This is a genomic window from Robertmurraya siralis, assembly GCF_005502275.1.
Lineage (GTDB): Bacteria > Bacillota > Bacilli > Bacillales > Cytobacillaceae > Robertmurraya > Robertmurraya siralis.
The window spans coordinates 323,117-349,836 of sequence record NZ_SWLZ01000002.1 but is presented as its reverse complement, the minus strand read 5'-3'; the positions used below and the strand labels follow the sequence as shown (position 1 = coordinate 349,836).

General features: G+C 43.1%; 29 protein-coding genes and 2 pseudogenes. All 31 read left to right on the top strand.

The annotated features are described in order from the left end of the window. Positions 1 to 237 precede the first annotated feature (237 nt). Positions 238 to 597, top strand: a complete 360-nt coding sequence (locus FCJ93_RS04655) for an HNH endonuclease (RefSeq protein WP_137743040.1) — start codon at positions 238 to 240, stop codon at positions 595 to 597. Between the two features lie 113 nt (positions 598 to 710). Continuing rightward, on the top strand, positions 711 to 1,262 hold the full coding sequence (locus tag FCJ93_RS04650) for a P27 family phage terminase small subunit (RefSeq protein WP_137743039.1): 552 nt from the start codon (positions 711 to 713) through the stop codon (positions 1,260 to 1,262). A 20-nt stretch (positions 1,263 to 1,282) separates the two neighbouring features. Next, positions 1,283 to 2,458 carry a methionine adenosyltransferase gene (gene metK / locus FCJ93_RS04645; protein WP_137743038.1) on the top strand — a complete coding sequence of 392 codons (1,176 nt, stop codon included), beginning with the start codon at positions 1,283 to 1,285 and terminating at the stop codon, positions 2,456 to 2,458. Continuing rightward, complete coding sequence (locus FCJ93_RS04640) at positions 2,439 to 3,680, top strand: site-specific DNA-methyltransferase (RefSeq protein WP_028988123.1); 1,242 nt, start codon at positions 2,439 to 2,441, stop codon at positions 3,678 to 3,680. Before metK ends, FCJ93_RS04640 begins: the two co-directional genes overlap by 20 nt. Continuing rightward, positions 3,667 to 4,077 (top strand): annotated as a pseudogene (locus FCJ93_RS25745) (DNA cytosine methyltransferase); the annotation flags it as partial. The gene FCJ93_RS04640 and the pseudogene FCJ93_RS25745, both read left to right, overlap by 14 nt. 105 nt (positions 4,078 to 4,182) lie before the next feature. Then, positions 4,183 to 5,832, top strand: coding sequence for a DNA cytosine methyltransferase (locus FCJ93_RS04635; protein WP_328591993.1), 1,650 nt, complete (start codon positions 4,183 to 4,185; stop codon positions 5,830 to 5,832). Positions 5,833 to 5,932: 100 nt separating this feature from the next. Then, entirely contained in the window at positions 5,933 to 6,625 is a 693-nt protein-coding gene (locus tag FCJ93_RS04630; protein ID WP_028988121.1) for a hypothetical protein, read from the top strand. After that, on the top strand, positions 6,622 to 6,849 hold the full coding sequence (locus FCJ93_RS04625) for a DUF4314 domain-containing protein (RefSeq protein ID WP_028988120.1): 228 nt from the start codon (positions 6,622 to 6,624) through the stop codon (positions 6,847 to 6,849). Before FCJ93_RS04630 ends, FCJ93_RS04625 begins: the two co-directional genes overlap by 4 nt. 78 nt (positions 6,850 to 6,927) lie before the next feature. Beyond that, complete coding sequence (locus FCJ93_RS04620; RefSeq protein WP_028988119.1) at positions 6,928 to 7,116, top strand: DUF5049 domain-containing protein; 189 nt, start codon at positions 6,928 to 6,930, stop codon at positions 7,114 to 7,116. A gap of 88 nt (positions 7,117 to 7,204) precedes the next feature. Next, positions 7,205 to 8,808, top strand: a pseudogene (locus FCJ93_RS04615) (terminase large subunit). A gap of 43 nt (positions 8,809 to 8,851) precedes the next feature. Then, positions 8,852 to 10,096, top strand: a complete 1,245-nt coding sequence (locus tag FCJ93_RS04610) for a phage portal protein (protein WP_028988117.1) — start codon at positions 8,852 to 8,854, stop codon at positions 10,094 to 10,096. Further along, positions 10,097 to 10,786 carry a head maturation protease, ClpP-related gene (locus FCJ93_RS04605; RefSeq protein ID WP_028988116.1) on the top strand — a complete coding sequence of 230 codons (690 nt, stop codon included), beginning with the start codon at positions 10,097 to 10,099 and terminating at the stop codon, positions 10,784 to 10,786. Positions 10,787 to 10,805: 19 nt separating this feature from the next. Beyond that, positions 10,806 to 11,999, top strand: a complete 1,194-nt coding sequence (locus FCJ93_RS04600; protein ID WP_028988115.1) for a phage major capsid protein — start codon at positions 10,806 to 10,808, stop codon at positions 11,997 to 11,999. Between the two features lie 12 nt (positions 12,000 to 12,011). Next, positions 12,012 to 12,224 (top strand): head fiber protein, encoded by a 213-nt coding sequence (locus FCJ93_RS04595; RefSeq protein WP_028988114.1) that lies wholly within the window; start codon positions 12,012 to 12,014, stop codon positions 12,222 to 12,224. 26 nt (positions 12,225 to 12,250) lie between these two features. After that, complete coding sequence (locus FCJ93_RS04590; protein WP_028988113.1) at positions 12,251 to 12,571, top strand: head-tail connector protein; 321 nt, start codon at positions 12,251 to 12,253, stop codon at positions 12,569 to 12,571. Position 12,572: 1 nt separating this feature from the next. Next, positions 12,573 to 12,908 carry a head-tail adaptor protein gene (locus FCJ93_RS04585; protein ID WP_028988112.1) on the top strand — a complete coding sequence of 112 codons (336 nt, stop codon included), beginning with the start codon at positions 12,573 to 12,575 and terminating at the stop codon, positions 12,906 to 12,908. 5 nt (positions 12,909 to 12,913) lie between these two features. Next, positions 12,914 to 13,345: an HK97-gp10 family putative phage morphogenesis protein gene (locus FCJ93_RS04580; protein ID WP_028988111.1), complete on the top strand. Its 432-nt coding sequence runs from the start codon at positions 12,914 to 12,916 to the stop codon at positions 13,343 to 13,345. Next, positions 13,342 to 13,683 (top strand): hypothetical protein, encoded by a 342-nt coding sequence (locus FCJ93_RS04575; RefSeq protein WP_028988110.1) that lies wholly within the window; start codon positions 13,342 to 13,344, stop codon positions 13,681 to 13,683. Before FCJ93_RS04580 ends, FCJ93_RS04575 begins: the two co-directional genes overlap by 4 nt. A gap of 3 nt (positions 13,684 to 13,686) precedes the next feature. After that, positions 13,687 to 14,277 (top strand): major tail protein, encoded by a 591-nt coding sequence (locus tag FCJ93_RS04570; RefSeq protein ID WP_028988109.1) that lies wholly within the window; start codon positions 13,687 to 13,689, stop codon positions 14,275 to 14,277. An 11-nt stretch (positions 14,278 to 14,288) separates the two neighbouring features. Beyond that, positions 14,289 to 14,675 carry a hypothetical protein gene (locus FCJ93_RS04565; protein ID WP_028988108.1) on the top strand — a complete coding sequence of 129 codons (387 nt, stop codon included), beginning with the start codon at positions 14,289 to 14,291 and terminating at the stop codon, positions 14,673 to 14,675. Between the two features lie 47 nt (positions 14,676 to 14,722). Beyond that, a complete protein-coding gene (locus FCJ93_RS24770) occupies positions 14,723 to 14,863 on the top strand; it encodes a hypothetical protein (RefSeq protein WP_170211208.1) in 141 nt (46 codons plus the stop codon). Positions 14,864 to 14,877: 14 nt separating this feature from the next. After that, positions 14,878 to 17,298, top strand: coding sequence for a phage tail protein (locus tag FCJ93_RS04560; protein WP_137743036.1), 2,421 nt, complete (start codon positions 14,878 to 14,880; stop codon positions 17,296 to 17,298). 13 nt (positions 17,299 to 17,311) lie between these two features. Next, positions 17,312 to 18,163 carry a phage tail family protein gene (locus tag FCJ93_RS04555; protein ID WP_137743035.1) on the top strand — a complete coding sequence of 284 codons (852 nt, stop codon included), beginning with the start codon at positions 17,312 to 17,314 and terminating at the stop codon, positions 18,161 to 18,163. A gap of 2 nt (positions 18,164 to 18,165) precedes the next feature. Next, positions 18,166 to 20,103 (top strand): siphovirus ReqiPepy6 Gp37-like family protein, encoded by a 1,938-nt coding sequence (locus FCJ93_RS04550; protein ID WP_137743034.1) that lies wholly within the window; start codon positions 18,166 to 18,168, stop codon positions 20,101 to 20,103. 17 nt (positions 20,104 to 20,120) lie between these two features. Continuing rightward, the gene (locus tag FCJ93_RS04545; protein ID WP_027625350.1) at positions 20,121 to 20,624 is read left to right on the top strand and encodes a hypothetical protein; all 504 of its coding nucleotides are present in this window, start codon (positions 20,121 to 20,123) and stop codon (positions 20,622 to 20,624) included. A 181-nt stretch (positions 20,625 to 20,805) separates the two neighbouring features. Further along, positions 20,806 to 22,995, top strand: a complete 2,190-nt coding sequence (locus tag FCJ93_RS04540; protein WP_235879414.1) for a phage tail protein — start codon at positions 20,806 to 20,808, stop codon at positions 22,993 to 22,995. A 75-nt stretch (positions 22,996 to 23,070) separates the two neighbouring features. Then, entirely contained in the window at positions 23,071 to 23,511 is a 441-nt protein-coding gene (locus FCJ93_RS04535; protein WP_027625352.1) for a phage holin family protein, read from the top strand. Positions 23,512 to 23,542: 31 nt separating this feature from the next. Next, a complete protein-coding gene (locus tag FCJ93_RS04530) occupies positions 23,543 to 24,244 on the top strand; it encodes an N-acetylmuramoyl-L-alanine amidase (RefSeq protein ID WP_137743032.1) in 702 nt (233 codons plus the stop codon). Between the two features lie 194 nt (positions 24,245 to 24,438). Continuing rightward, positions 24,439 to 24,684 (top strand): SHOCT domain-containing protein, encoded by a 246-nt coding sequence (locus FCJ93_RS04525; RefSeq protein ID WP_137743031.1) that lies wholly within the window; start codon positions 24,439 to 24,441, stop codon positions 24,682 to 24,684. Positions 24,685 to 24,736: 52 nt separating this feature from the next. Then, positions 24,737 to 26,299 carry a recombinase family protein gene (locus FCJ93_RS04520; RefSeq protein WP_137743030.1) on the top strand — a complete coding sequence of 521 codons (1,563 nt, stop codon included), beginning with the start codon at positions 24,737 to 24,739 and terminating at the stop codon, positions 26,297 to 26,299. Continuing rightward, positions 26,300 to 26,713 (top strand): recombinase, encoded by a 414-nt coding sequence (locus FCJ93_RS04515; RefSeq protein ID WP_137743029.1) that lies wholly within the window; start codon positions 26,300 to 26,302, stop codon positions 26,711 to 26,713. The last annotated feature ends 7 nt before the right edge of the window (positions 26,714 to 26,720 follow it).

Sequence of the window (26,720 nt, the reverse complement as noted above, 5' to 3'; positions counted from 1 at the left end):
ATTTTACCAAGAATTACAACTCCTTTGTTAAGTTATTCTGTTACGCTAACATCAAAAGCTATAGTTCCAGACGATAATCTATAAAGTTGGCACACTTTGGCACAGTTTGGCACACGCTGACACTGTTTGTCCGTAGTGAAAGTTATATAATGGTAGTATGGAATATTAATAAACAGAAGCCTTCACGGGAGCATTTCTCCTGCGAGGGCTTTTTCTATGGGTAAAAGGAGGTGCCGTATGCCAAAGAAACCTAAGCGACCGTGCTCTTACCCTGGTTGCCCAGAGCTAACCGACAAGCGCTTTTGTGAAGAGCATGGCAAGAAGGAAGCTGCACGGTATGAGAAGTATGACCGTGACCCAGCAACCCGTAAGCGTTATGGTCGTGCTTGGAAAAGAATTCGTGACCGTTACATTGCAGCTCATCCTCTTTGTGAGGAATGCCATCGACAAGGAAAGCTGACCCCAGCAAATGAAGTCCATCACATTCTTCCTCTTGCAAGAGGAGGGACTCACGATAGGAGTAATCTGATGGCTCTTTGTACTCCTTGCCACTCTGCTATCACAGCAAGAGATGGAGACCGTTGGGGAAACCGGTAGGGGGAGTCAAATCTCTACAGCTTTTTCTTTGTGTAACGGGCGTGGGGCAACGCGTGAAAATTCGCGGTTTCAAACAGGGTAATAGGCGCCCATCGATGAAAAGAGGTGAGTGAATGGCCAAAGACGGAACAAATCGTGGAGGTGCCCGTATAGGCTCCGGTCAAAAGAAGAAACCGCTTGCTGACAAAATTGCAGAGGGAAATCCCGGTAAGAGAAAAATTGAAGTCGTTGAGTTCCAAAATACCGCTGACCTGAAGGGGCAAGAAATGCCAAAGCCAATGGCCATGCTCTCCGCAGTGCAAAAGGATGGGAAAACCCTAGTAGCAAGTGAAATCTATAAAATTACATGGAAATGGCTTGAGGAACGTGGGTGTGCCCATTTGGTACTTCCGCAGCTTCTAGAGCGATATGCCATGAGTGCGGCCAGATGGATACAGTGTGAGGAAGCAGTAACTGAGTTTGGCTTTCTAGCCAAGCACCCAACCACCGGCAATGCTATTCAAAGTCCCTATGTAGCGATGAGTCAGAACTTTATGAGTCAGACAAACAGGCTATGGATGGAGATATATCAAATCGTTCGAGAGAATTGTGCTACAGAGTATTCTGGTTTAAATCCACAGGACGACGTGATGGAGCGATTGCTATCTGCCCGCAGAGGAAAATAAAGATAAGGAGATATGATGTAATGAGTAAAAAATACTTAACAGCAGAAAGTGTATGCGCCGGGCATCCTGACAAACTATGCGACATCATAGCAGATAGCATTTTGGAAGCTTGCCTACGTAAAGATAGGGCATCAAGGGTGGCTTGCGAGGTTATGGCGACTAAAGGAAAAATTATCGTGGCGGGCGAGATCTCCTGCAGCGAGAAAATCGATATCCGAGGCATTGTTAGAAATGTCCTAAAAGAGATTGGATACAACCCTCTAAAATTTTTGATTTATGTATATGTACATAATCAAAGTGTAGATATTGCGGCAGGTGTGAATGCCTCACTGGAAGCACGAAATGGAATAAATGAACAGTACAGTTCAATAGGTGCCGGAGACCAGGGAACTATGTATGGTTATGCTACAAAGGAAACAAGAGAAATGCTTCCTCTCCCTCTTGTACTGTCTCACAGAATCGTAAAGAGACTGGATGATTGTCGCAAAGGAAAGCTGATCAAAGGGATTCTTCCCGATGGTAAAGCACAGGTAACAGTAGAATATGAGGACGACACTCCAGTGAGAATAAAGACGATTGTGATTTCTGTGCAGCATGATAAGAATAAAACACAGGAAGAACTTAAGGCGGATATTCTTAACAATGTCTTATGGCAATGCTTTGAGGATTTCCCTTTTGATGATGAAACAGAACTTCTCGTCAATCCATCTGGTCAGTTTGTTCTTGGTGGACCCGCTGCCGACACGGGTTTGACTGGAAGAAAAATCATGGTCGACACCTATGGAGGGCTTTCATCTCATGGAGGTGGTGCTCTTTGTGGTAAAGACCCAACCAAAGTTGACCGAAGCGGTGCTTACATGGCTCGGTATATTGCCAAGCATATTGTTTGGTGTGGTTATGCAAAGAAGTGTGAAGTGAGTATTTCCTATGCCATTGGTAAGGCAAATCCAGTAGCCTTTACTGTAAATACCCTTGGCACTGGAACTGTTTCTGATGAAATATTAACTATTGCAGCTCAGGAGACTTTCAACTTAAGACCTGCGGCCATCATTGAAAAACTACGTCTTAGAAATGTGGTTTATTCTGACACAGCGGCTTATGGTCACTTTAATAGTTGTCTGTTCCCGTGGGAGGATGTAAATAAATACAGTGAATTTAGAAAGGCGGTGGAAAAGTATGTTGATAGAGAAGATTAAAACGAAACAACTCATCCCCGCTGAATATAACCCAAGGAAGGATTTAAAACCGGGTGATCCGGAATATGAGAAACTTAAACGCTCCCTTGAGGAGTTTGGATATGTAGAACCCGTTATATGGAATAAGACCACAGGCAAAGTTATCGGAGGGCATCAACGCTTGAAAGTCCTGCTGAGTATGGGCATGGATGAAATAGAATGCGTAGTTGTCGAAATGGATGAGCAAAAGGAAAAGGCTCTAAACATTGCACTAAATAAAATAAGTGGCGATTGGAATAAAGATAAATTGGCACTTCTCATTACAGACCTAAATGCTTCTGATTTTGATGTTTCTCTTACAGGATTTGACCCAGGAGAGTTGGAGGATCTTTTCAAAGATTCCCTTAAGGATAATATAAAAGAAGATGATTTCGATGTAGACAGCGAGCTGAAAAAGCCCGCTGTTTCGAATTTAGGGGATGTTTGGATACTCGGACAGCATCGATTAGTCTGCGGAGACAGTACAAAGAAAGACACCTTTGATGTCTTAATGGATGGGAAAGCTGCAAATCTGGTAGTTACGGACCCTCCATATAACGTCAACTATGAAGGCACTGCTGGAAAAATCAAAAATGACAATATGGCGAATGAAGCGTTCTATGATTTCCTGCTTGCGGCATTTCAAAACACCGAGGCAGCGATGGCAAAGGACGCTTCTATTTATGTATTCCATGCTGATACGGAAGGACTCAATTTTAGAAGAGCATTCTCCGATGCAGGATTTTATCTTTCTGGTACTTGTATATGGAAAAAGCAGTCCCTTGTTCTCGGTCGCTCTCCTTATCAGTGGCAACATGAACCTGTACTCTTTGGATGGAAAAGGAAAGGCAAGCATCTCTGGTATTCAGACCGTAAGCAGACCACCATCTGGGAGTTTGAGAAACCGAAGAAAAACGGCGACCACCCAACCATGAAACCAGTGGCACTTGTGGCATACCCCATTATGAATTCGAGCCTTAGTAACTGTATCGTGCTTGATCCCTTCGGCGGTTCAGGAAGTACACTGATTGCCTGTGAGCAGACAAATAGAATCTGCTACACCATTGAACTGGATGAAAAGTACTGTGATGTCATTGTAAAAAGGTATATTGAGCAAGTGGGAAATTCTGATGGTGTATTTCTATTAAGAGATGGTTCGAAATTCAGATATTGTGACCTGCCAGAGGTGAATGAGGATGAGTAAATTAACACTTGGTTCCCTCTTTGATGGTAGTGGTGGCTTTCCTCTGGGTGGTTTGCTTTGTGGCATCGAACCTTTATGGGCATCTGAAATTGAGCCGTTTCCTATAAGGGTTACGACTAAACGTATCCCTCAGATGAAGCATTATGGAGATATAAACAAATTAAATGGTGCGGAGCTTCCGCCTGTAGATATCATAACCTTTGGCTCTCCATGCACGGATATGAGTGTGGCGGGTAAAAGAGCCGGTCTGGACGGAGAGCAATCAGTCCTTTTTTATGAAGCAATCCGAATTATTAAAGAAATGAGGTGTAAGACCAATGGACAATATCCAAGGTACGCAGTCTGGGAAAATGTCCCCGGCGCATTCTCGTCAAATAAAGGAGAGGACTTCAGGGCAGTCCTCGAAACGGTCATCGGTGTCAAAGAACCGAACACCTCGGTGCCTTTTCCTGAAAAAAGACGATGGCCTTACGCAGACATCTATATGGGAGACAGATGGAGTGTGGCTTACCGAACTATCGATGCGCAATATTTCGGAGTCCCCCAACGTCGTCGTAGAATCTACCTTGTCGCAGATTTTGCAGACAGATGTGCCGGAGAAATACTATTTGAGTCCGAAGGCATGCCAAGGAATTTTACGCCGAGCGGCAGCCCGTGGCAAAGAACTGCCGAGAATGCTAAAAACTGCACTGGAAAAACAGGCGATAGCATAACTTGCCTAAATGACCAAGGTGGAAGAGTGATGTCTGTTTCAAAGGATATTACTGCAACACTTCGTGCAGAGGAACATGGACATCAGCCTTGTGTAATGCAGTCAAGCGGTTTTTGCACCGAACACAGTGCCAAGAGCAGAAGTGTAGGATATGAGGAAGAACGCTCCCCTACACTTAGAGCAGGTGTTGTCCCAGGTGCAGTCATGTCCTTTGAACCGGGGGCTGCTTCTAAAGTTGGTGGCCATACTGACGAAAACTTAAGTGGATCACTTCGTGCAAACATGGGAGATAATCAAACAGCTGTTGTAATAGAAAACCATCCAACCGATAGCCGTGTGAAACTCTCGGAGGATAATAAAGTACAGACGCTAACCTCTCGGATGGGAACTGGTGGTGGAAATGTACCCCTTGTTATGAACACTCCTAAAACTTTAAAAATCCGCTCCGGCTGTGAAGGCGGTGGCAAGGGTGCATTGATACAGGATGACAAGTCTGCAACTCTTGGATGCAATAATGATCAGACCGTTTTTGTGCCCACCGCATATGGCATCTGTTCTGATAAAAGCAATTCCATGCAGTCTAGCAATCCGCATAGCGGTATATATGAAGCTGATACTTCTCGGACCATTGATGCCAATGGGGGAAATCCGGGATGTAATCAAGGTGGTATTGCAGTAGTTGCTCTGCAAGGCTCGATGATTGGAAGAGAGGATAAAAACGGTCCCCAAGGAAGCGGTATAGATGAAGATGTTTCTTTTACGCTTAATACCGCTGATCGTCATGCTGTTGCCTATGCCATGACTACCGGAGCCTATGCACAGGTTGAAGAAGATAAAGCACCTACTCTATTGTCGAGAGATTATAAGGATGCTCCTGTTGTGACTCAGCCTTCTTACGGTATTGATCGGGCGGCTTTTAATCAAGGACAGAACGCTCTTTATAAACCGACTATAGATGAAGAACAGCAACCTACGCTTACAGCAAAAGGTCCTGGAGCAGTGGCACAACCAGCATCATTTTATCCTCAGATGAAAGCTGAAAGTCAATGCTACAGACAGGACGGTACATCAAATACGATTATCAATGGCACCAATCCAGGCTATCAAAATGGATTGGTTGAACCGGACTATATTGTTCGAAGGCTTACACCAACGGAATGTGCAAGATTGCAAGGCTTCCCCGATGATTGGTGTGATGACCTTGGTACGGAAAATCCTACAGAAGATGAAATTTCATTCTGGACGGAGGTTTGGGAAACCCACCGCAAAATTATAGGTAAAAGTAAAAAACCAAAAACAAGAAATCAGATTATAAAATGGCTTAACAATCCTCATTCTGATTCAGCTGAATATAAAATGTGGGGTAATGGTGTAGCACTTCCATGCGTTTGTTTTGTGCTGACTGGCATTGTGTTATCTACACAAAATACCGCCGATTAATGGAACCGTATTTTCTACAGAAAGATGCTCTAAATGACTTGATAATAACAGCTTTTAGAGTGATATATGTACGTACCGAAAGTAGAAAGGCGGTATGAAAATGCAGATTAACTATAATGTTACAGGACCAAAAAGAAAAGCACTGGTTAACGCAATCAGCCAAGAACTAAATGCCCCTGTAAAATATCTCGGAGCACCTACATTTGCATATGAGGTGGCAGACTACAATGTTAACAAAAACGGAGTTCTAAGTGGACCAGACAATAAGGAACTGGTCGATGATCTATTGAGATTTCACGATCTCAAAGCAATTTCAGAAGAATTTGACACACCACTTCCGAAAGCAGAAGTAAATGAAAGGGAAGAATCTATCAATCTGATAATTCAAATGCCACGGGCGGATTTTACCGACACGGCAATCGAGAACCTAAAAGGATTAGTAGAAAGTAAAGCTACTCTTATAAAGAAAGCACTTGATACGGACTCCATTCCCATCATTGAAGATGAGGAATATGTTACCTTCCCTTGGTTTCAAGGTAAGTGCGCCTCAGAGGAGGTTAAGGCATACACCCATTTTGTCAAGGCACTTTGCGAAATGGCGAAAAAACAGACCCGTGTCAATTCCACCGAGAAATCAATAGAGAATGAAAAGTACGCTTTCCGTTGCTTCCTACTAAGGCTCGGCTTTATCGGACCAGAATATAAGATGGGACGAAAGATTCTCCTCTCGAAGCTTTCAGGTAGCTCCGCTTTCAAAAGCGGAACGTTCAAGCAGGAGGTGAGTGAACAATGAATATCATTCACCCTGAAATGTTAAAGCAACTAAGAAGCTATTACACTCCAGGAACTCGTGTCATGCTACTTAAAATGAACGACCCTTATACCAAACTTCAAACTGGATCTAAAGGTACGGTTACTAGTGTTGACGACATAGGAACGATTCATGTCAGTTGGGATTCCGGTGGCTCTCTTGGAGTGGCCTTTGGTGAGGATTTATGCAAGAAAATCGAAGAGTAAAACATACACAATTTAAGCCAAATGTGGCAGTAAATATGTAGATTTATATTGTAGTATTGTTTTCGAAGGAGTCAACTAATGAATGAAATAATCAAGGAACAAATCCTTTCCATCCGAGAAAGTGGAGTCACAAATATGTTTGATGTGAACCGAGTCCAGTATGAAGCAAATGAACGAGGGTTTTATGAATTGGTAGTTTATATAATAGACCATAAAACGGAATATGCTCATTTCATACTGACGGGGGAAGTGGATGAAAATAAGTAAATAAAATTAAACTAGGATAAGAAGTAGGGCTTCATCTATAGGATTGAGGCTCTTTTCTTTTGTCCTTTTTCATAAAGGGGCGGTGTTTATGCGGAAACTGAAGAAATATAAGCCGACCGCCTTTATAGCTGATGGTTCATATTACGATGAGGATGCTGCTGATTACGCTGTAGCTTTTATCGAAGCACTCTCCCATACGAAAGGTTTATGGGCAGGTAAGCCTTTTGAACTTATCGATTGGCAGGAGCAAATAGTCCGTGATTTATTCGGAATTTTAAAGCCAGATGGATATCGGCAGTTTAACACTGCTTATGTAGAGATACCTAAAAAGATGGGAAAAAGCGAGCTTGCCGCAGCAATTGCGCTTCTCCTCACTTGCGGTGATGGTGAAGAACGGGCAGAGGTGTACGGTTGTGCCGCTGACCGCCAGCAGGCATCAATTGTATTTGAAGTAGCAGCCGATATGGTGCGGATGTGTCCAGCGCTGAATAAACGAGTAAAGTTGCTTGCTTCAACTAAGCGATTGGTGTACCTGCCGACCAACAGCTTCTATCAGGTATTGTCGGCTGAAGCCTACTCCAAACACGGCTTCAATATACATGGTGTTGTTTTTGATGAACTTCATACTCAGCCAAATCGGAAACTATTTGATGTTATGACGAAAGGATCTGGGGATGCAAGGACCCAACCGCTGTATTTTCTTATCACCACTGCGGGGACGGATACTCAGAGTATCTGCTACGAAACACACCAAAAAGCGGTTGATATTATTGAGGGCAGAAAATACGATCCTACCTTTTATCCCGTAATCTATGGTGCCAAAGAAGAGGATGATTGGACAGATCCAAAAGTGTGGAAGAAAGCAAATCCAAGCTTGGGAATTACGGTGGGGATTGACAAGGTAAGGCTGCTTGTGAAAGTGCAAAGCAGAACCCAGCTGAGGAAAATAGCTTCCGGCAATTGCGCTTGAATCAATGGGTTAAACAGTCTGTCCGTTGGATGCCAATGGCAAAATGGGATGCCTGTGCATTTCCAGTTATTCCAGAAAGTCTTGAAGGGAGGGTATGTTATGGAGGTCTTGACCTATCTTCTACAACAGACATTACAGCCTTTGTGTTGGTGTTCCCACCAGAGGATGAAACAGATAAATACATTGTTCTTCCGTATTTTTGGATGCCAGAGGACAACATTGACCTCCGAGTCCGAAGAGACCATGTGCAATACGATCTTTGGGAGAAGCAAGGGTATATTCAAACCACAGAAGGCAATGTAGTGCATTACGGCTACATTGAGCGGTTTATTGAAGAACTGGGCGAAAAGTATAACATTCGAGAAATTGCGTTTGACCGTTGGGGAGCTGTTCAAATGGTTCAGAACCTTGAAGGATTAGGCTTTACTGTCGTTCCTTTCGGTCAAGGCTTTAAAGATATGTCACCACCAACCAAAGAACTGATGAAATTGACATTAGAAGAAAGAATAGCGCACGGTGGGCATCCAGTGCTTCGTTGGATGATGGACAACATCTTTATAAAAACCGATCCGGCTGGCAACGTGAAGCCGGATAAAGAAAAAAGTACAGAAAAAATAGATGGCGCGGTGGCAACTATCATGGCACTTGATCGTGCTATTCGTTGTGGCTCAGGTAATAGTGGAGATTCGGTGTATGACGAGCGAGGTTTGATTGTCTTTTAAACCTTAATGGTTAGCACAATGTTTATATTCGGAGGTGATGCCTATGAATCTAATAAAAGGACTGTTTCGTTCAAGAGACAAACCGCAAAACCGTGTGGGTAGTGCGTTCTCCTTCCTGTTTGGCGGTACGTCATCTGGCAAAATGGTTAATGAACGTACTGCAATGCAGGCAACAGCAGTGTATGCCTGCGTAAGGATATTAGCTGAAGCGATTGCCGGACTGCCACTTCATGTATATAGATATCGTTCTGATGGAGGTAAAGAAAAGATTCCTTTCCATCCGCTGTATTACCTTCTTCATGATGAACCAAATCCAGAGATGACTTCATTCGTGTTTCGAGAAACACTGATGAGTCATCTTTTGCTTTGGGGCAATGCCTATGCACAGGTGGTCAGAAACGGTCGTGGGCAGGCAGTGGCTCTTTATCCCCTACTCCCCAACAAAATGGAAGTTAGCCGAGCAACAAATGGTGAGCTGGTCTACACCTATTACCGTGATACTGACGAAAGTGGTCTAAACCCAAAAGGTGGCTATGTCACACTCCGTAAAGATGAAGTTCTACACATCCCCGGCTTAGGTTTTGATGGACTCATTGGTTATAGCCCAATCGCTATGGCAAAAAATGCAATCGGTATGTCACTTGCTACTGAAGAATACGGTGCGGCATTCTTTGCCAATGGTGCTAATCCGGGAGGTGTGCTGGAACACCCAGGAGTAATCAAAGATATACAGAGGGTCAAAGATAGTTGGAATAGCGCCTACCAAGGCACAGGAAATGCTCACAAAATTGCTGTGTTGGAAGAAGGCATGAAGTTTCAAGCCATTGGTATCCCGCCGGAACAGGCGCAATTTCTTGAAACACGGAAATTCCAAATTAATGAGATTGCGAGGATTTTCCGAGTACCGCCTCATATGGTGGGTGATCTTGAGAAGTCTAGTTTTTCCAATATTGAGCAGCAATCGTTGGAGTTTGTAAAATACACCCTCGATCCGTGGGTGGTGCGATGGGAACAAAGTCTCCAGCAATCGCTTATTTTGCCTTCTGAGAAAACTTCACTGTTTATCAAGTTCAATTTGGACGGTTTGCTTCGTGGTGATTACCAAAGTCGTATGAATGGCTACGCTACAGGTCGACAAAATGGCTGGATGTCAGCCAACGATATCCGTGAACTGGAGGATATGAACCGGATACCGGCTGAGGAAGGTGGCGATTTATATCTGGTTAACGGAAATATGACAAAACTGGCTGACGCAGGTGCGTTTGCCAAAACCGAAGGAGGTCAGTAAATGAGGAAGTTCTGGAACTGGGTGCGAGATTCAGATGAAGTACGTACCCTCTATTTAAATGGAGTGATATCCGAAGAAACGTGGTGGGGCGATGAGGTCACACCTAAGATGTTTAAGGATGAACTGCTGGCAGGCACTGGCGATATTACGGTGTGGATTAATTCCCCTGGTGGTGATGTGTTCGCAGCAGCTCAGATTTATAACATGCTGATGGAGTATACCGGAAAAGTCACTGTAAAGATTGATGGGCTTGCGGCAAGTGCGGCATCCGTTATTGCAATGGCTGGTGGAGATGTATATATGTCTCCTGTATCTATGCTTATGATTCATAACCCCTCAACAATTGCTATCGGTGACAGTGAGGAAATGTTGCGGGCAAAGGCTCTATTGGATGAGGTCAAGGAAAGCATTATTAATGCCTATGAGTTAAAAACGGGTCTTTCTCGAACAAAACTCTCCCATCTAATGGATGCAGAGTCATGGATGAATGCAAACAAAGCGATTGAACTTGGTTTTGCAGACAAAATCATGTTCATGGAAAGTGAAACACCGGATTTGACGGATAGTCTTATTTTTAGCAGGATGGCGGTTACTAACTCGCTCATCAGCAAACTGCCAAAACAACCAAAACAGAAAACAGGTACACCCATTGAGTCGCTGGATAAGCGGCTTTCTTTAATTTCGCACTAATTTAAAGGAGGAAATAACAATGAGTAAAATTCTTGAATTGCGTGAGAAACGCGCTAAAGCTTGGGACGCAGCAAAGGCATTCCTTGATTCAAAACGTGGCGGTGATGGACTGTTATCCGCTGAGGACACGACCACCTATGAAAAAATGGAAGCCGATGTGGTGGCTCTTGGTAAGGAAATTGAACGTTTAGAACGCCAAGCATCTATCGACTTGGAACTGTCGAAAGCAACCAGTAACCCAATTACCAACGAACCTACTAGAACTGGAGAGGAAAAGACCGGTCGTGCAAGTGCTGAATACAAAAAAGCTTTCTGGAATGCGATGCGTGACAATGTTAGCTATGAAGTAAGAAACGCTCTAAAGATTGGCACTGATTCTGAAGGCGGATTTCTTGTACCAGATGAGTTTGAACGTACTCTAGTAGAAGCTCTTGAGGAAGAAAATATTTTCCGTAGATTGGCTAATGTAATCACTACATCTTCTGGTGACCGTAAGATTCCTGTTGTTGCAAGCAAAGGCACTGCAAGCTGGATCGATGAAGAAGGAGCCATTCCCGAAAGTGATGACAGCTTCGGTCAAGTATCCATCGGTGCTTATAAACTAGCAACGATGATTAAAGTCTCTGAGGAATTGCTAAATGATTCCGTATTTAATCTCGAAAGCTACATCACAAGAGAATTCGCCCGTCGCATTGGTAACAAGGAAGAGGAAGCCTTCTTTGTAGGTGATGGCACAGGTAAGCCAACAGGGATTTTAAATGCCACAGGCGGTGGTCAAGTTGGTGTTACTGCGGCAAGTGCAACTGCCATCACTTTGGATGAGGTTTTAGATTTATTCTATAGCTTGAAAGCACCTTATCGAAACAAGGCAGTTTTCGTAATGAATGATGCAACTATAAAAGCTATCCGCAAATTAAAAGACGGTAATGGACAGTACCTATGGCAACCTTCCATCCAAGCGGGAACACCTGATACGATTCTTAACCGCCCGCTGTATACCTCATCCTATGTACCTACTGCTGAAGCAGGTGCAAAGACAGTGGTATTCGGTGATTTTAGTTATTACTGGGTGGCAGACCGTCAAGGACGAGTATTCAAACGACTAAATGAACTCTATGCTGTCACAGGTCAAGTAGGATTTATTGCGACTCAACGAGTTGACGGAAAGCTTATCTTACCGGAGGCCGTTAAGGTACTCCAACAGAAAGCCTAACGGAGGTGCTTTATGAGTTATAACACGAAGAATTATACCGAACAAGGCGGAGAAAAAACTGTCATCGGTGGTGTTTTAGAAATCAAAGAGGGGGCCTCGGTTACGGGGCTTCCTGTTCTTGAAAACCAAGAAGACAGCACAGCCACCGATGTTGCTGGTCTAGTTACGGACTTCAATGCTCTGCTTGCCAAACTAAAGGCAGCGGGGCTTATGGAGACTGACTAAGGTGGAATGTAAAGGAGGTTGGTGGTATGGCAGTGGCAGATAATCTCTTGCCAAAAGTTAAAGCGAACTTAATTTTAACGCATGATCAGGATGATGCCCTCCTAATTGGATTTATTACTGCTGCAATTTCATATGCACAGAGCTATCAACACGTTCCTGAAAACTATTATGAAACACATGCCATGCCTCCAACAACAGAACAAGCAGTGATTATGTTGTCGAGTCATTTCTATGAAAGCAGGGATGGCTCAACGGCAGGTTTCTTTGCTGATAGCGTACAGGCAGGGCAACAAGTATGGAACACAGTGAACTTGCTTTTACGACTTGATCGAGAGTGGGGTGTTTAGCATGAGTTTTGGAAAGATGAACACCTTCATCGATATCATCAGCACGGTACCAATAAAGGATGAGGAAGGTTTCGCCACAAAAGGTGACAACATACTCGCAAGTGTACTTGCTTATAAGGAAGATCGGCATGGCAGTGAACGGTGGACGAATATGGCATCCTTTTCTTCTGCAACTTCCTTATTCAGGTTTAGGAAAATCTTTGGGCTTAAGGTGACGAATGAAATGGTCATCGTCTGTGATGATGGCAGATATCAAATTTTAAGTGTTGAGGATGTAAGAAATCGAGGGATGTATGTCGAGGTTTTAGCCGAAAAGCTAGAACCAACTGTGAGGTGATGGATATGGCAAAAGCGAATATAAAGATGCCAGAAGAATTCCTTTTAAAGGTATCTCGATTAGCTGACCAGACCGATGTGATTCTTCCTAAGGTTTTGGAAGTTGGCGGTGAAGTGGTGCTTGATAAAGTCAAAGGAAATCTAAGTAAGGTGGTTGGCAAGGGCACGAAATATCCATCCAAAAGCACTGGTGAGTTGCTATCTTCACTGGGTCTTTCTGGAGCAAAGCAGGATAGAAACGGTAACTTCAATGTAAAAGTTGGCTTTGCAGAGCCACGTTCTGATGGTGAGAGCAATGCTAAACTTGCCAGCATCATCGAATATGGGAAGCATGGTCAGCCTGCAAAACCCTTCCTAAAGCCTGCGAGGAATGCATCTAGGAAACCCTGTATCAACGCAATGGTTGCCAAGCTGGAGGAGGAGATCGACAAAATATGAATATCTTAGAGGAACTTAATACACTTGTGACCGCCATACCGCTCCCCGTGGAAACCGGGGTTTTTTCAGGTTTGGCACCAGATGAGTATGTCGTGATTCTCCCTCTTTCGGATATTTTTGAAGTTCATGCGGATAATCGTCCAGGCTTTGATGTGCAGGAAGCGAGGATATCACTGTTCTCAAAAAATAACTACCTAGAGCGGAAATGGCAGCTCACAACTGCTTTAATAAATGCGGATTTTACTGTGACTGAACGAAGATATATCGGTCACGAGGATGATACTGGATATCACCATTACGCCATCGATGTGGCGAAAAACTATAGAATGGAGGAATAACAAATGGCAACAATCGGTCTTGATAGACTGTACTATTCAAAAATAACCGAGGACACTAACGGTGAGGAAACTTATGCCCAACCTTCCGTACTTGCAAAAGCCATCACTGCTGAACTCTCGGTAGAACTGGTGGAAGCAATTCTGTATGCTGACGATGGTGCGGCTGAGGTTGTGAAAGACTTTAACAGTGGTACTCTCACTCTCGGTGTAGACGACATTGGTCCAACGGTCGCAGCGGATTTAACTGGCGCTTCTACTGATGACAACGGGGTACTAATCTCTGCTAGTGAAAACGTGGGTACACCTGTTGCAGTGGGGTTTCGTGCGCAAAGGGCTAATGGAACATACCGCTATTTTTGGCTGTATCGTGTTAAGTTTGGACTACCAGCTACCAACTTACAGACAAAGGCTGATTCCATTACCTTTTCTACACCCACCATTGAAGGAACCGTTATGCGCAGGAATAAGCTGGATGGATTGGGCAAGCACCCATGGAAAGCGGAAGTTACAGAAGGTGATCCTGGTGTTTCATCGACCACCATAACAGGTTGGTTCACTGAGGTCTATGAACCTGTTTATACACCTGTACCATAGGAGGAGAAATCATGGATAATGAGAGAAGTGCCACAATTAACATAGGTGACAAAGAGTATGAACTGGTTTTAACTACACGAGCTACAAAGGCCATTGCCGGTCGTTATGGTGGTCTTGAAAACCTTGGAGAAAAACTGATGAAATCAGAAAACTTCGAGATGGCACTGGACGAGATTGTTTGGTTAATCACGCTGCTTGCAAACCAGTCCATTTTGATTCGAAACCTAAAGAATAAGAATGCACCAGAAGAATTACTGACAGAGGAAGAAGTAGAGCTTCTTACCTCACCGCTTGATTTATCGGCATATAAAACTGCAATTACCGAGGCGATGTTCAAAGGTACAAAGCGAAATGTAGAAAGTGAGGAGGAAACTCCAAAAAACGTGGAAGTCGGGTAACGGACGATGAGGTCTTTACCCGGCTTCTTTATTATGGAACAGTTCAGATGGGCATGGAGACAGAGGAATTCTGGCTTATGCCAATTGGGCTGTTTTTTGATTTATGGACTTGTCATAAACAATGGCATCGTATTGAAAAGCCAAAGAAAACACGGACCATTGACGATATTATCCCACCAGGTATTTAGGAGGAGGTGAAGGCATGGCAGACAATTTTGGTTTAAAAATAGGTGTTGAAGGCGAGCGTGAATTCAAGAACGCACTGCGAGAAATCAATCAATCATTTAAAGTATTGGGCAGTGAAATGGCCCTTGTAACGAGTCAGTTTGATAAAAACGATAAATCCATTCAGTCAGTTACCGCTCGTAATGCCGTTTTGAATAAAGAAATTGACGCACAGAAAGAAAAGATTTCTACCCTTAAGGCTGCCCTTGATAATGCCTCCTCCTCTTTTGGTGAAAATGACCGCCGTACTCAGAACTGGCAGATTCAGCTGAACAGGGCACAAGCAGAACTGAACCTTATGGAGCGTGAACTTGAGGAGTCCACAGTTGAAGCCGAGAATCTTGGTGAAGAGTTAGAGGATTCCGGTAAAAGTGCAGAAGACGCAGGTGGCAGGTTTGAAAAGCTTGGCGGTGTACTAAAGGGAATTGGTGTGGCTATGGGTGCAGTTGCCGTTGCAGCTGGAGCCGCTGCTATTAAGTTAGGTAAAGAAGTAGTCACACAATTTGGGGAGCTGGAACAAAACTTAGGTGGATCGGAGGCGGTTTTTGGAGCATACGCTGCATCGATTCAGAAAACCGGTGAGGAAGCCTATAAAAACCTCGGTATTTCCCAAAGTGAGTATCTTGCTACTGCCAATAAAATGGGGGCATTGTTACAAGGTTCTGGTATACAGCAACAGAGAAGTCTTGAGCTAACAGAAAAGGCCATGCAACGTGCGGCAGACATGGCATCTGTTATGGGGATTGATATGTCCTCTGCGCTGGAGGCGGTCACAGGGGCGGCAAAGGGTAACTTTGATATGATGGATAACTTAGGCGTTGCGATGAACGCTACAAACATCGAAGCCTACGCTCTCGCAAAGGGTCTGGATTTTACATGGAATACGGCAACACAAGCGGAAAAAGCTGAAGTAGCGATGCAGATGTTCTTTGAGAACACGGAGCAGTATGCTGGAAATTTTGCGAGAGAGTCAACTCAAACAATTTCTGGCTCTATTGGATTGTTACAGGCTGCACTTGGTTCTTTTACAGCTGGACTTGGCAATGCCAATGCGGATATGACAAATCTGACTGAGAATCTTGTGGAGGCTTTCGAGGCGGTTGTCACTAATATCGTACCAGTTTTAGAAAATATCGTAGCCGCCTTACCAACAGCGACAGGCGCAATATTAGCGGCGGTTGCAGACTTGCTTCCAATGCTTCTTGAATTAGTTACAAATATATTCACGCAAGTACTGGAAACAATGTTAAATCTTTTACCGGAACTTATCCCAGCTGCAGTAAGTGCTCTAATGACGATTGTTGGGGCGTTAATTGATAACCTTCCACTGCTAATAAATGCAGCAATTGAATTAGTAACAGCACTTGTGGAGGGGATCGGCATCGCTTTACCACAACTCATCCCTGCGGCAGTTTCTGCAGTTATGCAGATTGTCCAAGGATTGATGGATAACCTACCACTCATTTTGGATGCCGCTTTGCAGTTGATTTTAGGATTAGCACAGGGATTGGTAGATGCCATACCACAGCTTACTTCTGCATTGCCTGTCATTATCAAAGCAATAGTGGATTTTATCATTAAATCTATTCCGCAGATTATTGAAGCGGGTATTCAATTATTGACCTCACTGGTTACAGCTTTGCCTACCATTATTACAGCAGTTGTGGAAGCAATACCGCAAATTATCGACAGTATCATCAGTGCTGTTATTGGTTCAATCCCTTTGATTATTGATGCAGGTATCCGGCTTTTGGTATCTCTCATTCAAGCATTGCCACAGATTATTACTACTGTTGTAGGTGCTATTCCCAAGATTGTTACCTCGCTGGTCAATGCCATTATTGGTAACATCGATAAGGTTATTTTAGCGGGTGTTCAACTGTTTGTGGCACTGATTGCAAATCTGCCAAGGATAATCGTAGAGATTGTTAAAGCAGTACCGCAGATCATCTCTGGACTGGTCAGAGCCTTTACTGGTTATATCGGTCAAATGGCTCAAGTGGGTGGCAATCTGATTAAAGGTCTATGGCAAGGTATATCAGATGCAGGTGCATGGCTATGGAGTAAAATATCTGGATTTTTCGGAAATGTTGTATCGAAGATTAAAGACTTCTTTGGTATCCGCTCCCCTTCAACTCTATTTGCTGGAATTGGCCGCAACATGGGTGAAGGTATCGGAGTGGGGTTTGAGGATGCAATGACAGCAGTTTCAAGGGATATGCAAAATGCAGTACCAACCAGCTTTGATTTTAATTACAGAGGTATATCTGGGCAAGGCAATGCCACTGGTGCAAGTATCACTCAAAACATCTCGGTAGTGACACCTAAGGCTCTATCAGAAAAAGAACTAGCACGGCAGTTTAAGAACTTATCCCGTAAACTGGCACTTGAATTGTAAAGGAGGTACGGAAATGGAGCTAACATACACCAATAGAGATGGAGAGAGCATTACGCTTAAGCAAAGCCGACCGTATTTTCTTATGAAGATAGATGGTACTGGCAACATCCGTCAAACTGTCAACACTTTCAAGGCGCCAGACCAAGATGGCGCTTTTTATATTTCCTCCACACTAGATATGCGAAACATAACGATTGAGGGTACGGTTGTTGCTGATACTCCCGATGAAGCTTATAAAAGGAGACAACACTTCCTTCAAATATTCAGCCCAAAGCTACTAGGGACCCTTCAATACCGTGAGAGACAGATTTCCTGTGTGGTAGAGGAGGCAGGTTTTAGTGTTTCTAATCGGCAACGAATACCAAACTTCTTTGTCAGTCTGCTCTGCCCATCCCCTTTCTTTGAGACATTAAATGAGGTGCGAGAGGAACTGGCATCATGGATACCGCTATTTGAGTTTGAATTGGAAATTCCAATGACTGGGATGGAGTTCGGAATGCGTCAACCTAGCCAAATCATTACGGTGGAAAATATAGGGGATGTATCTTGTGGATGCGAGATAGTGTTTAGGGCCTTAGGTACTGTGTCGAACCCTGAACTATTAAACATAGACACGGGAGAATATATCCGACTTCTCACTACAATGAGCGCTGGGGATGAACTTCGTGTATATACCCATTTCGCTGGTAAGCGTGTGATCCAAGTTGATGGTTCAACGGTTACAAATGCTTTTTCACTGTTGGATACCAATTCGGTGTTCTTTCAACTGGCGGCAGGCCTTAATACACTGAGATACGATGCTTCTGTCAATATGGAATTGTTAGAGGTTAGTATTTACTTTCGTCCGCAGTTTCTGGGGGTGTGAAAATGGAACTGTATATCTACAATTCAAACCGGGAGCTTGCAGGCATTGTTGAATCCTTCGAGTACTTACGCTGGACGAGACGCTATTCCCAGTGTGGTTCATTTGAGTTAAAAGCCATAGCAACTCCAGAGAATACAGAACTATTAAAGGAAGGGAATATCATCTGGAAAAATGATGATGAGGAAGCCGGGATCATCGAGCATCTAGAACTTTCTCAAACCGAGCATGAAATTATTACTGCAAGTGGTCGCTTTGCAACCTCCTTCCTCTCCCGCCGCATTGTTTGGCAAACGGAGAAACTGTCTGGTGACATATCTGTCTGTGTGGAGCAGTTGATAAATAATAATCTTATCAATCCTTCTGATATAGCAAGGAAGATTTCAAACATAACCTTTTCTGCTCCAAACTTAAATGTTCCCATCAGCACACAAATATCGTATAGAAATTTGATGGATGTGGTGACAGGACTATGTGTTGCTTCAGATATTGGCATTAAGACCGTGTTCTCTCCCGCGACAGGGGGATTTACCATATCGTTGTATAGAGGAAAGGAATCACAAGCAGTATTTTCTAAGGAATATGAAAATCTTACGGAACAGATTTATACGATAAGTGCAGGAGATTATGCCAACACTGCCCTTGTTGCTGGTGAAGGAGAAGGCACAGAGCGAACCTTTATTTCGATTACAGGTGGCTCAGGTGAGACAAGACATGAAATTTTTGTGGATGCTAAGGATTTGCGGGCGGAAGACTTTGGTTCGGATTACATTGATACACTAATCTTTCGAGGTCAAAGTAAGCTTAGTGAGCAGGCAATACGCTATTCATTTGATACATCGGTCAATCCACACGGCAATTTAACATATAAGATAGACTTCGATCTTGGGCAGACCGTCAAAGTTATTTCCAAAGCGTGGGGTGTATCCATGACGACACGTATCACCGAAGTCGAGGAAACCTATGACGCAGACGGCCAGAGCATCAGTGTAGTGTTTGGAAAAGCGGAGTTAACGATAGCACAAAAAATCCGCTCTGACTTAAGCGAGGTTAAAACAGCGATATTGGCTCCAACGGGCATATCCGAAATTGCACAGGCTTTAGGGACCGTGGAGGAAACGCTGGGAATTGTGGAGGAAACCTTAGGTGACTTGACTGAGGTAGATTCAGAGATTCAAGGAGACAGCGTAGTATCTACTATCAATAATCTGTATGGTAAACTACCAGCACTCGAAATCAATGTGGGCGGAGGTGCTATATCCATTGGACAATATGCGTTGTACCATATGAACTCTGGGGATGCCTTTTATTTCACCTCATGGAGTGGCAATAAGTTTAGTGACCAGCCAAGTGATGACGGTCATGTCTTTTTGGTAAAGCATAACGGGGATAACACGGGGAATGGCTATCAGCGGGCAATGGGTTTCTTTATTTCTCGTAATACCATGACATTTTATGTGATTTCTGTTTTCGTATTTAACAACCCTTCTGGTCAAGCAAACTGGCTCAATATCAATAACGAACCGGTAACTACTGCAAGGATTGCCAATGGAGCAGTCACTGGCTTGAAAATTGCAGACCGTACAATTACAGCCACTAAACTGGCTTCTTCCTTTAGCGACTACTCAACTACAGAACAAAACACAGGGCGGATATGGATAGATGGCAAGACGATTTATCGTAAAGAGATAAATCTCGGTTCGCTTACGGATACAACACCAAAACATGTACCTCATGGTATAGCAAACCTCAGAACTGTTGTCAGTTTAACCGGTTTTGTCACGAATGGGAGTGTTTTCTTGCCACTGCCCCTTGCTCGTTACAACAACTTTGCATCTCAAATCGGACTCTTCGTGAATATGACCGACATTGTAGTCGAACCAGGCAATGATAGAACTGCATATACAGGCTATGTAGTTATAGAGTACACAAAAACCGTTTAGTAAGGAGGGAATAGTTTATGGAGAAAAGTGGATTTTTCAACTCATCTGATGGAGATAGAATCTATGACGCAACAGATTTCGCTGCATATTTTGGAAGCCTTGTCTCGAATGGTGTATTTTATTCTACACCAACAAACCTTCTGGTTTCTCCAGGGATTGGGTTGGCAGTGAGCATAGCAGCGGGCAGTGCGTGGATTAATGGTTATCGATATGAAAATACGGATGTTTTAAACAAACCACTTTCTACAGCAGACGGAAGCAATCCTCGCATAGACCGGGTTGTGGTTCGCTTAAGTCAAATTACGAGGAGCATTCAGCTTGCCATTGTCACGGGTACTCCCGCAGCAACACCCATAGCTCCAGAGTTGACAAGAACAAGCGATGTCTATGAACTTGGCATCGCTGATGTTTTAGTACCTTCGGCTGCCACATCGATTTCAGCAAATAACATTATAGATACCCGATTGAATACTAGCCTTTGTGGGCTGGTAAACTCGCTAGTTTCGGCTGTTTATGAATAGGAGGAGGTGAATGTAAGTGGCGGATATTAATGGCATCACTCTGCAGGCGGGTTCTAGCCCGACCGTCCATTACACAATTACTTATACCAAAAGCCGTCTAAATAATAGTCAGATGAGATACAACTTCACCATATCCGCTGCGTTGGGTTCATCAGGTTCCTTTATCCGTAGTGGTTATGCATTGCTTTGCACTATGACTGTAAATGGATCTTCTTCACAGGTACGTATTAAAGAGGCGGATGGAGATAACTGGGAAGGGACCACACCAAGGCTCAGATATGTTTCGGTGACCTGCGCTTCTACTACAGGTAATGCAATCCAGCCAGTCACATTCAAAGTGGTATCTGATGGACGATTGCCATTATCCTCTGGTGTAATTACCAATTCAAGCTATACGGTACTAAGTGCTCCATTGCTTACTACAGCTTGTGGAGCCCCAACATCTTGTACTGTTTCTCCAACACTTGCGGAAGGGAATGTGACTCTTTCTTGGAGCGGTGCTTCTGGGGGCATCAATAATACGATTTCCAGTTATGAGATTCAATATAGTGATTCCGCCGATAATGTCACATGGGGAGCATGGACTGCTCTGACAACGGTGACCACCACAGCGACAAGTGGTAGTGTATCTGTTGCACCGCCCCCTACCCGAGGTAATTATCGTAGATTTCAGGTACGAACCCGTGGTACAGCAGGTGCTAGTTATTACTCTAGCTGGAAAGTATCCACAAACAGCGTCCGCAGAAATACGGTGCCAAAGCCAGCGACGACTGCTGTTGCCTCCCCGGCAGCATATAGCGATGAGACTATCACGCTTACTTGGAGCGGAGCATCTAACGGTACCAGTCCAATTAAGGGATATCAAATTGCCAGTCGCACATCTACGGATAATAGTACTTGGAGTGCGTGGAATGTGTTGACCACGTTGACACTGGCGGCAAGCGGAGGGAGCTATAACCCAATAGTTTCAAGGACTCCAGGAACATATACTCAATTTGGTATTTGGACAATTGATACATTGGATGTTTATTCAATAGAAAAAGTCAGCAATAGTATCTATTGTAATGTCACAGCTTGTGCAGCACCGACCCTTTGCACGGTAAGTGCAACATTATCTGAAGGAAATGTCACTCTTTCTTGGAGCGGAGCATCTGGCGGTGCAGGTAACCCTATCACTTCCTATGAAATACAGTACAGTGATTCACATGATAACATCAATTGGGGTGCCTGGTTGGCATTGGCTATAGTCAATACTTCTGCAACAAGCAGTATTTTAAATGTCAGTCCACCTGCTACACGTGGCCATTATCGTCGGTTTCAAATAAGAACTCGTGGTACGGCAGGTGAGGATTACTACTCAGACTGGACTATTTCCAGCAATACTGTTCGTAAAAACATACTGCCCATACCACCGACTATTTTTGCCGCAAACCCTCCTATATATGAAGCTAATACAATAAATCTTTCATGGAGTGGGACGGTACCTGGAACCAGTGCGATTAAGCAGTATGTCATACAACAGTCTACATCGACAGATGGTGTGAATTGGTCGGCATACGTAGCACTGACGACTATTATTTCAAGCAATACCTCAGGTAGCCTTCAGGTAAATGCTTCACAAATAGCTGGTCGGTATACCCGTTATCGAATCAGTGTTACAGATGCACTTGATGCAGTTTCTGCCTTTGTAGTTAGCAACATGGTAAAGAAAAACAGCCCACCTGCATCACCAGTAGTGGACTGTCCAATGTCTGGCAATTTTACTTATAACTCTACACCACGTTTTATGATTACAACAGGAATTGAACCAGATGGACAAACACAAATAGTGGAGGTAAGGATTGATTCTGGTCCATGGCAAAATAGCGTGGACAATCCTGAGCGGTTTTCTGTAAGCGGCTATCTTGGTAATGGTGTCAAGACGGTTTACCAAGCAGAACCTCTTTCTGTAGGAAATCATACGGTTACTTTTCGTTGCCTTGACAGTGATATCGAGTCAGCAAGCACAGAAGTTGTTCGTACCTTCACGATTTTAGCATTACCTTTTGAAATCATCACCGCTAATGTGACACATGTAAAGGCAGCGCATATTAAGACGCTTCGAACTGCTATAAACAGGGTACGTAGCTATTACAATATGTCCCCTGCAACTTGGAAAGAGGAGATCATCGCAAGAAAGACCACTGTTAAGAATTGGCCATTCCATATCGTTGAAATGCGTAAAGCTATTGATGCGATTATTATGATAATTAATAGTTTTGATTCTTCCCATGCATTCGATATACCATCTGTCACATGGCTACCTATTGGTACAGGAAGACCTAGGGCAGATGTGATGCAACAAATTCATGACCTAATAAAAATAATGTAAAAATAAAATTCAGTGCTCTTGTCATTTGCAGGGGCGCTTTTCTATATGGAAATACACGAAACGGAGGTGTCTTTAATGAAAGAAATTTGGAATTGGATACAGCTGGCTATTGCCGCAGTCGGTGGATTTCTTGGGTGGTTTCTCGGCGGTTATGACGGATTTCTCTATGCACTGGTAGCCTTTGTAATCATTGACTACCTGACAGGTGTCTTTTGTGCAATTGCAAACAAAAAACTGTGTAGCGAAATCGGTGCTAAGGGGATTTTCAAAAAGGTACTCATCTTTATAATGGTAGGCATCGCTCATATTATCGATACACAAATTTTGGTTAGTATTGGAGAAAATAGTGGCATTTTACGAACAGCAGTAATCTTTTTCTACCTAAGTAATGAAGGAGTATCCATTTTAGAGAACGCTGGACATATTGGACTGCCTATTCCAGAAAACCTAAAATCGGTTTTACAGCAACTACATGGACGTGATGGGGAACCGCCTAAGCCTGGTGGTGGAAGATGATTGACTTAATATTTGATTAGAGGTGATTTTAATGAAGTTACGCAAACTATTACTTACGAACAATGCCTGCTATAAAGCGGGTAAAACCATAACGCCAAAGGGTATTATGGTTCACTCGACTGGTGCAAACAACCCATGGTTGAAACGCTACGTTGGCCCAGACGATGGCTTGCTAGGAAAGAACCAGTATAACAACCATTGGAATCAAGACAAACCTGGAGGGCGTGAAGTCTGTGTCCATGCCTTCATTGGTAAATTAGCAGATGGTTCCATTGCTACCTATCAAACATTACCTTGGAATCACCGAGGTTGGCATGCTGGCGGAGCTGCGAACAATACTCATATTGGATTTGAAATTTGCGAGGACGGTTTGACCGATGCCTCGTATTTTTCTGCTGTTTACAATGAAGCTGTAGCTCTTTGTGTATATCTTTGCAAACTCTATGGGTTTAGTGAAAAAGATATCATCTGTCATAGCGAAGGTTATAAACGAGGCATTGCCAGTAATCATGCAGATGTGATGCATTGGTTTCCTAAGCATGGGAAGAGTATGGACACCTTTCGAGCGGATGTAAAGAAACTATTAAGTGCTGAAAATAAAACAGTTGAGCCGGTGAATAAGAAATATTACCGTGTGCAAATTGGTGCTTATTCTGACAAAGTAAATGCGAATGCACAGCTTGCCAAAGCTAAAAAGGCAGGCTTTACGGATGCATTTATTAAGTATGATTAATCAAAAGGGCGAGTTAAAAACGGTGCTACTAGATTTTTACAAAGTCTCTCAAATAAAATATTAAACTATTAATTTATCTAGCCTGTGGGGATTCTTCCCTTGCAGGCTCTTTTTTTATGCCTTGATTTAATTAAATTTTACAAATCCTCAACTTCGACCTGTTCCCGCGGCTATTAGGTAGGAGGTGATTCTACGTGAATCAGCATGAGGATAAAAAAGTTATGAAGATCTCAGATGGGGTTATAGACAAAAGCATCGAATTAAAGAAAATGTCACAGGAGCAGCTACAGCGTGAGTTTGATTATATTCAAGCAGAGAAATTACTTAGAAAGATGCTTGGAAAAGGCCTAATAAATGAAGTGGAATTCAACAAGATAGACGCACTAAATCGCCAAACTTTCTCCCCTTTTTTAGCAGAGATAATGCCCTCAGATCGTTGATATATAAGGGTTTCAGAGGTAATATGTGACCTACCAAGAAGGAGGTAAGAGGATGAAAAAGATAACGAAAATAGAAGGAAATACGGTCAACTCTTTTATTAAGCCAAAAACACGAGTAGTTGCCTACTGCCGAGTTTCTACAGATAGCGATGAACAACTAGTCAGCCTTCAAGCACAAAAGGCTCATTATGAAACCTACATTAAGGCAAATCCAGAATGGGAATATGCAGGCTTATACTATGACGAGGGTATCAGTGGTACGAAAAAGCAGAATCGCTCTGGCTTACTTAGAATGTTATCAGACTGTGAAACCAGAAGCATTGACTTAATTATTACAAAGTCCATCAGTAGGTTTGCTAGAAATACTACAGACTGTTTAGAGATGGTTCGCAAACTGATAGACATTGGGGTTCATATTTATTTTGAGAAGGAAAACATTAATACGGGGTCAATGGAAAGTGAATTGATGCTCTCCATTTTAAGTGGCCTTGCAGAGAGTGAGTCAATTTCCATTTCAGAAAATACTAAATGGGCAATTCAAAGACGATTTCAAAACGGAACATTTAAAATTTCCTACCCACCCTATGGCTATCAAAACATTGATGGTCAAATGATAGTAATCCCTAAGCAGGCTGAAATTGTGAAGTATATTTTTGCAGAAGTATTATCAGGCAAAGGTACTCAGAAAATTGCAGATGATCTTAATCGAAAGGGTATCCATTCAAAAAGAGGTGGTCGTTGGACGGCTACTACCATTCGTGGAATCTTGACCAATGAAAAATATACTGGCGATGTTATTTTGCAAAAAACCTATACTGACAGCCGTTTTAACAGGCACACCAATTACGGTGAGAAAAATATGTACCTAGTAGAAAATCATCATGAGGCAATTATCAGCCATGAAGATTTTGAAGCTGTGGAAGCTATTCTCAATCAGAGAGCAAAGGAAAAAGGCATCGAAAAGCGCAACAGTAAATATCTAAATCGATATGCTTTCTCTAGCAAAATTATCTGCTCGGAATGCGGCAGTACCTTTAAAAGACGGATTCATTCATCTGGAAGAAAATACATTGCTTGGTGCTGCAGTAAGCATATAAGCAATATAACGGAATGTTCTATGCAGTTCATTCGAGATGAAGATATAAAGACTGCATTTGTTACGATGATGAATAAACTCATTTTCGGTCAGAAATTCATATTAAGACCACTTTTAAATGGGTTACGTAACCAGAACAATGCAGCAAGTTTTCGTAGAATCGAAGAGTTGGAAACTAAGATTGAAAACAACATGGAGCAAAGCCAGATGCTGACGGGCTTAATGGCCAAAGGATATCTGGAACCTGCTCTGTTTAATAAAGAAAAGAACTCACTGGAAGCAGAAAGAGAAAGGCTTCTTGCCGAAAAGGATCAACTTACCCGTTCCGTCAATGGAAATTTTGCAAAAGTGGAAGAAGTTGATCGACTGCTCAAGTTTGCCACTAAGTCCAAAATGCTTACAGCCCATGAGGATGAACTTTTTGAAAATTACGTAGAGAAGATTATTGCTTTTTCACGAGAGGAAGTTGGATTTGAATTAAAATGTGGAATCACATTGAAGGAAAGGTTGGTGAATTAAATGGGTCACACACCCTATGGATATAGAATTGAAGATGGAAAGGCTGTTGTGGATGATATAGCAGCAAAAAAAGTAAGAGAATTATTTTTGGGGTACTTGGCAGGACTTTCTTTGAAGGGCGCCGCTAAAGAAGCTGGGATAGACTGCTACCATGCCACTGCAGGAAAGATGTTACAGAATAAGTGCTACCTTGGAGATGAATTCTACCCTTCAATTATTGATGAGGAGACCTTCGAAAAAGCTAAAGTAGAAAAACAAAAACGAGCAGAAAAGCTCGGAAGGATATGGGAACCTAAAGATGAACCAGAGAAGGATTATCCTGTAAAGTTCAAAGCAAAACCTCTGGTGCAAAAATATGAAGATCCATACAAGCAGGCGGAATATGCCTACAGTTTGATAGAAAGCGAGGTGTAACCATTGG